The organism is Enterobacter cloacae complex sp. P12RS (assembly GCF_014895875.1).
GTDB lineage: Bacteria > Pseudomonadota > Gammaproteobacteria > Enterobacterales > Enterobacteriaceae > Enterobacter > Enterobacter bugandensis.
Map to the genome: position 1 here is coordinate 1 of NZ_JADBQO010000075.1, position 8760 is coordinate 8760.

At 55.6% G+C, this 8760-nt stretch carries 6 protein-coding genes; 3 read left to right on the top strand and 3 right to left on the bottom strand.

Features of this window, described 5'->3' with window-relative positions:
• Nucleotides 1–180: 180 nt before the first annotated feature.
• The gene (ompC, locus tag IM284_RS22725) at nucleotides 181–1347 is read left to right on the top strand and encodes a porin OmpC (protein ID WP_047367847.1); all 1167 of its coding nucleotides are present in this window, start codon (nucleotides 181–183) and stop codon (nucleotides 1345–1347) included.
• A gap of 57 nt (nucleotides 1348–1404) precedes the next feature.
• Here ompC and IM284_RS22730 read toward each other — a convergent pair whose 3' ends face one another.
• On the bottom strand, nucleotides 1405–2268 hold the full coding sequence (locus IM284_RS22730; RefSeq protein ID WP_047367848.1) for an N-acetylmuramic acid 6-phosphate etherase: 864 nt from the start codon (nucleotides 2266–2268) through the stop codon (nucleotides 1405–1407).
• A 165-nt stretch (nucleotides 2269–2433) separates the two neighbouring features.
• Here IM284_RS22730 and IM284_RS22735 point away from each other — a divergent pair, with 165 nt between their 5' ends.
• Entirely contained in the window at nucleotides 2434–4050 is a 1617-nt protein-coding gene (locus IM284_RS22735; RefSeq protein ID WP_045260362.1) for a sensor histidine kinase, read from the top strand.
• On the top strand, nucleotides 4047–4766 hold the full coding sequence (gene dcuR / locus IM284_RS22740; RefSeq protein ID WP_028013719.1) for a two-component system response regulator DcuR: 720 nt from the start codon (nucleotides 4047–4049) through the stop codon (nucleotides 4764–4766). Before IM284_RS22735 ends, dcuR begins: the two co-directional genes overlap by 4 nt.
• Here the strand turns inward: dcuR and IM284_RS22745 are convergent.
• Together IM284_RS22745 and IM284_RS22750 are read right to left on the bottom strand one after the other, a co-directional pair.
• Complete coding sequence (locus IM284_RS22745; protein WP_047367849.1) at nucleotides 4747–5709, bottom strand: FAD:protein FMN transferase; 963 nt, start codon at nucleotides 5707–5709, stop codon at nucleotides 4747–4749. The genes dcuR and IM284_RS22745 overlap by 20 nt on opposite strands.
• 58 nt (nucleotides 5710–5767) lie before the next feature.
• Nucleotides 5768–8548, bottom strand: coding sequence for a flavocytochrome c (locus IM284_RS22750; RefSeq protein ID WP_047367850.1), 2781 nt, complete (start codon nucleotides 8546–8548; stop codon nucleotides 5768–5770).
• Nucleotides 8549–8760: the final 212 nt, after the last annotated feature.

The window sequence follows — 8760 nt, forward strand, 5'->3', positions numbered from 1 at the left end:
TTCAAGCGATTAATTCATTTGGAAAATAAAGAGATTTTTGGAAATATTTTGTAATATTTTCACTGGTTTAATTACATTTATTTTTGAACCAAATTCACGAGCCATAGAATAGTATCAAACACGTAATTACGGAGGGTGATTACATATATTCATATAAATTATCTTTAAAGGGAATATATAATGAAAAGAAAAGTTCTGGCAATTCTTGTACCCGCTTTATTAATGGCTGGCGCGGCAAACGCGGCTGAAATGTATAACAAAGACGGCAATAAAGTTGACCTGTACGGCAAGGTTGACGCGCGTCATACCTTCTCCGACAACGCGGGCGACGACGGCGACGAAACCTACGTGCAGATTGGTTTCAAAGGCGAAACACAGATTACCCGCGATCTGGTCGGTTACGGTCAGTGGGAATATAAAACCTACGCAAATGATACCGAAGACGCCGGGGATACCTCTTTCAACCGTCTGGCCTATGCGGGCCTGAAATATGGCGAATACGGTTCATTTGATTATGGCCGTAATTACGGCGTCGTGTATGACGTTGAAGCCTGGACCGATATGCTGCCGGTATTTGGTGGCGATTCCTACACCTGGACTGACAACTATATGGTTGGCCGTACCAACGGTGTTGCGACCTACCGTAATAATGATTTCTTCGGGCTGGTTGATGGCCTGAACTTCGCGCTGCAGTATCAGGGTGCTAACGAAGGCGCAAACGCTAACGAAGATCAGGAAGGCACCAAAAACGGTCACGACGACGTACGCTTCCAGAACGGCGACGGCTTCGGTATGTCTACCACCTATGACTTCGACTTCGGCCTGACCCTGGGTGCGGCGTATTCTTCCTCTGACCGTACCAACGATCAGGTTGCTTATGGCGCGGGCAACTATAACCGCTTCAGCAAATACGCAGGCGGTGACCGTGCAGACGCATGGACCGTTGGCGCAAAATATGATGCTCAAGGCGTCTACCTGGCGATGATGTACGCGGAAACCCGCAACATGACGCCGTACGGCAGCGACGGCATCGCCAACAAAACGCAGAACTTTGAAGCCGTAGCGCAATACCAGTTTGACTTCGGTCTGCGTCCATCCCTGGCGTGGGTCTATTCCAAAGGCATCGATCTGGGCGGTAACGATTATCACCCACGCAATGGCTATGACTATGTAGACCAGGATCTGGTTAACTACATCGACCTGGGCATGACCTACAACTTCAACAAGAACTTCTCCACCTACGTTGATTATAAAATCAACCTGCTGGACGAAGATGACGCCTTCTACAATGACAACGGTATTGCAACCGATGACATTGTTGGCATCGGCATGATCTATCAGTTCTAATCCCTGAAAATACTAAAGCCCGCATTTGCGGGCTTTTTTGTTTCAAGGGACACTATTTTACGGCGCTTCCTGCAGCGCCACGCGGATAAACCCGTTATTCTGCGCCAGCAGCTCATGGGCTTTCCACGCATCAAGGCCTGTCAGCACCATCAATACCGCGGTTTTACAGTGATGGTTACAGCTCTCCAGCGCGGCCTTTGCCTGCGCCCGGGTGCATCCCCCCGCCTCCATCACGATGGCGATTTGCCGTTCAGCCCATTTGGTATTGCTTGCCTCAAGATCCACGCGCAGGTTGCTGTAAACGCGCCCGGTGCGAACGGCCAGCGCGGTGGTAATCATCGAGAGGATCATTTTTTGCGCGATCCCCGCCCTGGTATTGCGATACCCGGCAACCACATCAGCCCCAAGCTCTGGGGCAATTACCATGTTTGCCAGCTGTGCTGCTTCACTTTGTGCATCACCGGTGATGACCGCAACCGGCGCTCCCAACGACCACGCATGCCGCATTGCCCCCCAGACCCACGGCGTTTTTCCGCTGACGGTCACGGCAAGCATCATATCGTGCTCATCAAATTTAATGGCCTGCAGATCAGCCACCCCGCGCTCGTAGCTCCCATCCCCCTCTTCTGCCGTCACGGCAATTACCGGCGTTTTACCCGGCGCATACTCATCTGCAGCCTGTTGTGCGATGCAGCCTGACGGGCCCGCGCCGACAATCATCAGACGGCCGCCGTGGTTGAGCGCCGAGGCGGCGTTATCCACCGCGCGGGTGATTGTCGTTAAGCAGGGGGTTATTGCAGCAGAAATGCGTGCATCTTCCTCGTGGATAACCTTCAGCATGTCCAGCGTGGACAATCTATCTATATTCATCGTGCTGGCGTGCCGTCTTTCCTTGACTGAACCGGTAAGCGTAATGCTCATAAACAGCCTCCTTATTATGAGTACCCACACACTATAAAGTGTTTTATATAGATGACCTGCGAGTGGGGTCACGAAAAGAAGAGTAAATCGACGCTTTTACATGGCTTTAAGAAAAGCCCATCATCAGCGATAATCACTCCCTTTCTTAATCATCGCGGAGTGTTGATGAGCGATTTGCAGCCTTTCCCTCTGACGCGTAAGCGCCCCATGAAACTGTACACGCTGGTCACGTTGATGGTGTCCGCGATTATCGCCTCGGTGTTGCTGGTAGTTTTTGCGCTCTATTCCGTGCAGATCACCCGGGCGACCCGCGATGATGTAAAAGATACCGCTCTGGGTATCGCCCGCACGCTGGCCGACAGTCCGGAGATCCAGCGCGGCCTGATGCAGTCGCCGCAGGCCGACATCATTCAGCCCATCGCCAAAGCCGTCACCCAACGCAACGATCTGCTGCTTACCGTGGTGACCGACATGCGGGGGATTCGCTACTCGCACCCGAACGAGGCGCTCATCGGCCTGCATTTTATCGGCAACGATCTGGAACCCGCGCTGGAAGGCAAAGAGAATGTCTCAGTTAACCGCGGTGCCCTCGCCGAGGCGCTTCGCGTTTTCACGCCGGTCTATGACAGCCAGCACGATCAGATCGGGGTCGTCGTGGTCGGGATCTCCCTCAAAAAGGTGGAAGACCAGATAGCCCGCGGGCGGCTCAACGCGCTCTGGACGATTCTGTTCAGCATCTTTATGAGTTCGATGGCGATATGGGGTCTGGTACGGGTCCTGAAACGCATCCTGTTCGGGCTTGAACCTTACGAAATTTCCGCCCTGTTCGAACAGCGCCAGGCGATGCTGCAGTCGCTTCGCGAAGGGGTGCTGGCCGTCGATATTCACGGCCGCGTGACGATGATTAACCACGCTGCCAGAGAGATATTACTTCTTCCCTCCGGCAAGCAGACCGAAAACACCAGCGAGCCGCTGCTGGCAAGCCTGCGTGAGGTATCGAAAACCGGGATTGCGCGTCAGGATCAGGAGATCAGCTGCAACGGACGACTGCTGCTCTGCAACATGGTGCCGGTCAAAAGCCAGAATCGGGTGATCGGTGCTATCAGCACCTTCCGCGATAAAACGGAAATCAGCCAGCTGATGCAGCGTATTGATGGCATGGTCAACTACGTCGACGCCCTGCGCAGCCACACGCACGAGTTTATGAATAAACTGCATGTGATCCTGGGCCTGCTACACATGAAGCGCTACGACAAGCTGGAGGAGTACATCATCCAGACGGCGCATAATTACCAGACGGACATTGGCACGATCCAGAGCAAGGTAAAGTCCCCGGTCGTTGCCGGGTTCCTGCTGGGTAAAATCAACCGGGCGAAAGAGGCCGGCGTCACCCTGACCCTGGCGGATGAAAGCCTGATACCGGATACCGGCAGTGAAGAGCAGGTTGCGGTGCTGATCACCGCGCTGGGTAACTTAATCGAAAACGCGCTCGACGCGATGGCAGGACAGCAGGAAGGCGAGATTGGCCTGCTGCTGCATTATCAGAATGGCTGGCTCAGTTGCGAAGTCAGCGACGACGGCCCCGGCATTGATCCCACTCAGCTGGAGGCTATTTTTACTAAGGGGTTCTCAACAAAAGGTGAAAACCGCGGCGTTGGGCTGTTCCTTGCTCGCCAGCAGATCCAGAACCTGGGCGGCGATATCACCGTCGAGTCTGAGCCTGGCGTATTTACCCAATTTTTTGTTCACATCCCCTGGGATAGCGAGAGGAATATCGCGTGATAAATGTATTAATTGTCGATGATGACGCCATGGTAGCCGACCTCAACCGTCTGTACGTCAACCGTGTTGAAGGCTTCAGCTGCTGCGGCGTCGCCTCCACGCTCAATCAGGCCAGGGCCTTTATCAATAACCCCAGCCAGCCTGTCGATCTGGTGCTGCTGGACGTCTACATGCAGCAGGATAACGGGCTGGATCTGCTGCCCGATATTCGCGCGTCAGGCCGCCCGATTGATGTGATAATGATCTCCTCGGCCGCCGATGCCGCCACGATCCAGACCTCCATCCACTACGGCGTGGTGGATTATCTGATAAAGCCGTTCCAGTTCCCGCGCTTTGAAGAGGCGCTGAACGGCTGGAAGGCAAAGCACAGCCTGATGGGCTCGCACCAGTATTACGAGCAGGCGGACGTCGACAGGCTGATCCACGGCGGCGCGCCGGAGCTGGCGGACACTAAAAAATTGCCGAAGGGGTTAACGCCGCAAACGCTGCGCACGATTTGCCAGTGGATTGATGGCCACCCGGAGACGGAATTTTCCACCGACGATCTGGCTAACGCAGTCAATATCTCCCGCGTCTCCTGCCGTAAGTACCTGATTTGGCTTGCGCAGATCAACATTCTGTTCACCAGCATTCACTACGGCGCCACCGGGCGTCCGGTGTATCGCTACCGCTTACAGCCGGAACAGATCGGGCTGCTCAAACAGTACTGCCAATAACGCGGTAGCTCTCGTCCAGAAGGGTAAAACGGAAGTGGTGCATCGAGGAGATCACCACTTCTTTTGTTTTGGTCACAAAGATAGCTTCAATATCGGGGCGCGCGCGCAGGGCGGCACAGCCCTTTTCTACCCCCATGCCGTACATCAGCGTGGTCCAGATGTCGCCGTCAATGGAGTCTTTTGAAATGATAGTGACGCTCTCCAGCTCGTTGTCGAGCGGATACCCGGTGCGCGGATCGAGAATATGGTGATAGCGCTTGCCGTTCTGCTCGAAGTAGCGCTCGTACGTTCCCGAGGTCACCACGGAGAGGTTCTCCACCGTCATCGCACCGATAAGCGCATCACCGGCGAACGGTTTTTTTAGCCCCACGCTCCAGCCCCCTTCCGGCGAGCCTAACGTCTGGATGTTTCCGCCGAGGTTGATCAGCCCCAGCTCAGCGCCCTCTTTGCGCAGGTAGTCCCGCACCCGGTCGGCGATATAGCCTTTAGCGATGGCCCCCAGATCAATCTCCATCCCCGACCTGGTCAGAAACACGCTGGTCTGCGCCTCATCAAGGATGACCTCCTCGGGCCGGGTTATCGCCAGCAGGGACGCAATGTCATCGGCAGGCGGAACGCTGTCTCCCTGAAAGCCAATCTTCCAGCGCTTCACCAGCGGGCCGATCGCCAGGTTAAACGCGCTGTCTTTTAGCATGCTTGCCGCTTTGGCACAGCGGATCAGTTCAAACACCGGACGACTGACGGCAACCGGATGCTGGCCCGCCGCATGGTTGATGTCCATCACCTGGGAATGCGCCCGGTTAACGGTGAGGAGATCTTCGTACTGTTTGATCAGGCGGAAAACGCGGGACGCGAGGGCTTCGTCATGGAAGAAGAGCTTCAGGAGAATGGGCGAGCCCATCAGAACGGCGGAGTAGCTGTAAACGCGATGGCTATCAGGCATTGCATGTGTCCTCAGATGTAGCCCCGGCAGGCACCGCGCCGCCGGGGAGACAGGAGCCTTACGTTCTTTTTGAGCGCATCGCCGCCTGATGTCCTGCAAGGGTACCAAAAATAATGATATCCGCCACCGCGTTACCGCCGATACGGTTGCCGCCGTGGATCCCCCCGACCACTTCACCCGCCGCAAACGCCCCCGGCAGTACGTTGTGGTTGCTGTCCAGCACGCAGGTTTCGGTGTTGATGGTCACGCCGCCCATGGTGTGGTGCACGCCTGGCGCAATCTGAATAGCGTAGAAAGGCCCTTCGTTGATAGGCGCACGCAGCGCGGTGGTACGACCAAAATCGTCATCGTGCTGTTTTTCAACGAAACCGTTGTAACGTTCCAGGGTCGCGAGGAAAGCGTGGTGATCCATACCGAGCGCTTCCGCCAGCGCTTTTGGCGAGCTGGCGCTGGTCACGAAGCCTTTCGCAATATACTCATCCGCGGCTTTGTTTTTGGCACGTACGTGCTCGTCAAAGACGATGTACGCGTATTTCTCCGGCAGCGCGATGATTGACGCCGAGACTTTATCGCGGGTCGACATTTCGTTGTAGAAGCGCTCCCCTTTCTGGTTGACCAGAATCGCCCCGCCCCCACGGATGGATTCGGAAATCAGGTACGAGGTGTTCTGCTCAACGGTTGGGTGAATTTGGATTTCGCCCATATCCACGGTGCCCGCCCCGATGCGCTCCAGCAGCGCGATACCGCCGCCGGTTGCCCCTTTGTGGTTGGTGGTGACGAACCCTTCCAGATCCGGACGGTATTTGACGACCATCTGGCTGTTGGCGCTGAAGCCGCCCGTCGCCACGATCACGCTTTTCGCAGCCACGGTGACGGTTTCGTTCTCTTCAGTGGTCAGGCGAACCCCGGTCACTTCACCGTTCTCGAAGATGATGTCGCTGACGGAGGTATCCAGCATCACCTCGATGTTGCGTTTGTTGACGTTACGCACCAGGCCGCTGATCAGGTAGCCCCCCACCGCAGAGCCGTCTTTTGGACGGTGAGTACGGTCGATGCTCATCCCACCGGTGGTGGTGATGTCGTTCAGCATGATGCCGCGCGTTGCCAGCCACTCAATCGCCTGCGGCGCGTTCTCGACAAAGCGGCGCAGCAGTTCAGGGTTGTTCTTGTTGCCGCCGCCTTTCAGGCTTTCCTGGTAGAACAGCTCTTTGCTGTCCTGAATGCCCTTCACACGCTGGAAGCGGGTTTCAGCGGCATTCATACCGGCAGAGGCTTTAATGGTGTTCCCGCCGATGGTTGGCATTTTCTCGACAATCAGCACGCTCACGCCTTCGTCGTGAGCCTGAATCGCCGCCGCCAGACCGGCGCCGCCGCTACCGACCACCACCACGTCCACGCTGCGGGTTTCGTTCGGGTCCACGCCCTCTTCCGCTGCCAGCGCTTTGCTGGATTTCAGCATCGCTTTAGAGACCGCTTTTTTCACCGCTTCACTCTGGCTGGTGGCACCGGTGATGGCATCCACGTGCGGGGTATTGGCGTCCAGAATGCGGGTACGGATCTCTTCAAAGCTGGTGACGAACTCCACGTTATCGCTCGGGCCGGAGGCCAGCTCGATGTCCGCAATGCGGTCGGTTTCCAGACTGACGTTAATCACCAGTTCGTTCGCGTCGTCCTGCACCTTCTCGGTGAACATGCCCGGTTTGAATTTCGATTCGCCCATGCTCATGTCGCGGATCATCGCTTCCACCAGCGAGAAGCGCCACAGGGGTTCAGGAATGCTCAATTCTTCGCGTTTGGTGCTGTCCATAAACAGCTCAAGGCTTTCACCCGCCGCGATGCGGTCGGTCCAGTCCGGGTAGGCAATAGTGGCGCGGCCAACGGCAATCAGGTCGTAACCGTGGTCCAGCGCCTCATTCACGTCTGAAGCATTCACCACGCCGCCCACGCCCATCACCGGAACCTGCGCCAGCGTTTCAGAACGCATCGCGCAGTATTTTTCGATCAGCGGCGTCGGGTCCTGGGTGTCGACAATGGACGGACGCAGGGTCGCGCCGACGGAGAAGTGCAGGTAGTCCACGCCGCGCGCCGCCAGTTTTTCCAGCAGGTACATGGTGTCTTCAAAGCGGATGCCCGGCACTTCCAGCTCTTCAGGGGAGAAACGGTAGCCAATAATAAACGCGTCGTCCGCGTACTGGCGCACCATTTTGTGGGTGATGTCCAGCACCGCCAGCGGGAACTTCGCGCGATTGTCGCGGCTGCCGCCCCACTCGTCGTCGCGCTGGTTAGAGTTTGGAGAGTAGAACTGCTGAATCAGGTAGGTGTTCGCCCCGTGGATTTCCACGCCGTCAAAACCGGCCTGGATGGCGCGGCGCACGGCTTCACCAAACTTGCCGATCATGCCTTCCACTTCTTCGGCGGTCAGGGCAACCGGCGTTGCGGCACCGTCACGCGGCGCGGCCACGGCGCTTGGGCCAACCGGGGTACGGCCACCGATCAGTTTCGGATCAACCATGCGGCCACCGTGGTAGATCTGCAGCAGGGCCTTAGATCCTTTGGATTTAATGGCCTCGGCGATTTTCGCCAGCCCGGCGATTTTCTCGTCGTTATCAATACCAATTGCCCCCGGGAAGGCAAGGCCGAGATCGTCGACGAAGCAGCACTCCACGATGATGGTGCCAATGCTGCCAGAACGGGCCCGATAGTACTCCACCAGCTCGCTGGTGACGGTGCCGTCATAATAGCCGGTACAGGTGGTCATAGGGGCCATTAACAAACGGTTTTTCAGTTCAGTGCCATTCGGTAATGTGAAGGGGCTAAGAATGCGTTCGTTAGTGCTCATAATAGAAACTCCAAACTTTTAAAAATTGAGAATTCGTTATCGGATTGATTTTTTATTTCGTCGTTTTTTGCCGATGTCATGATATTAATATAATGATTTTTTTAGTTTCTAAAGTTATTACGTTAGTTAAAAAACTATTTAATCCCTGTGATAACACTAATAATACATTGGTGTTAGCGATTGTCATTCAGGCATTCACAATATTTTAAAAT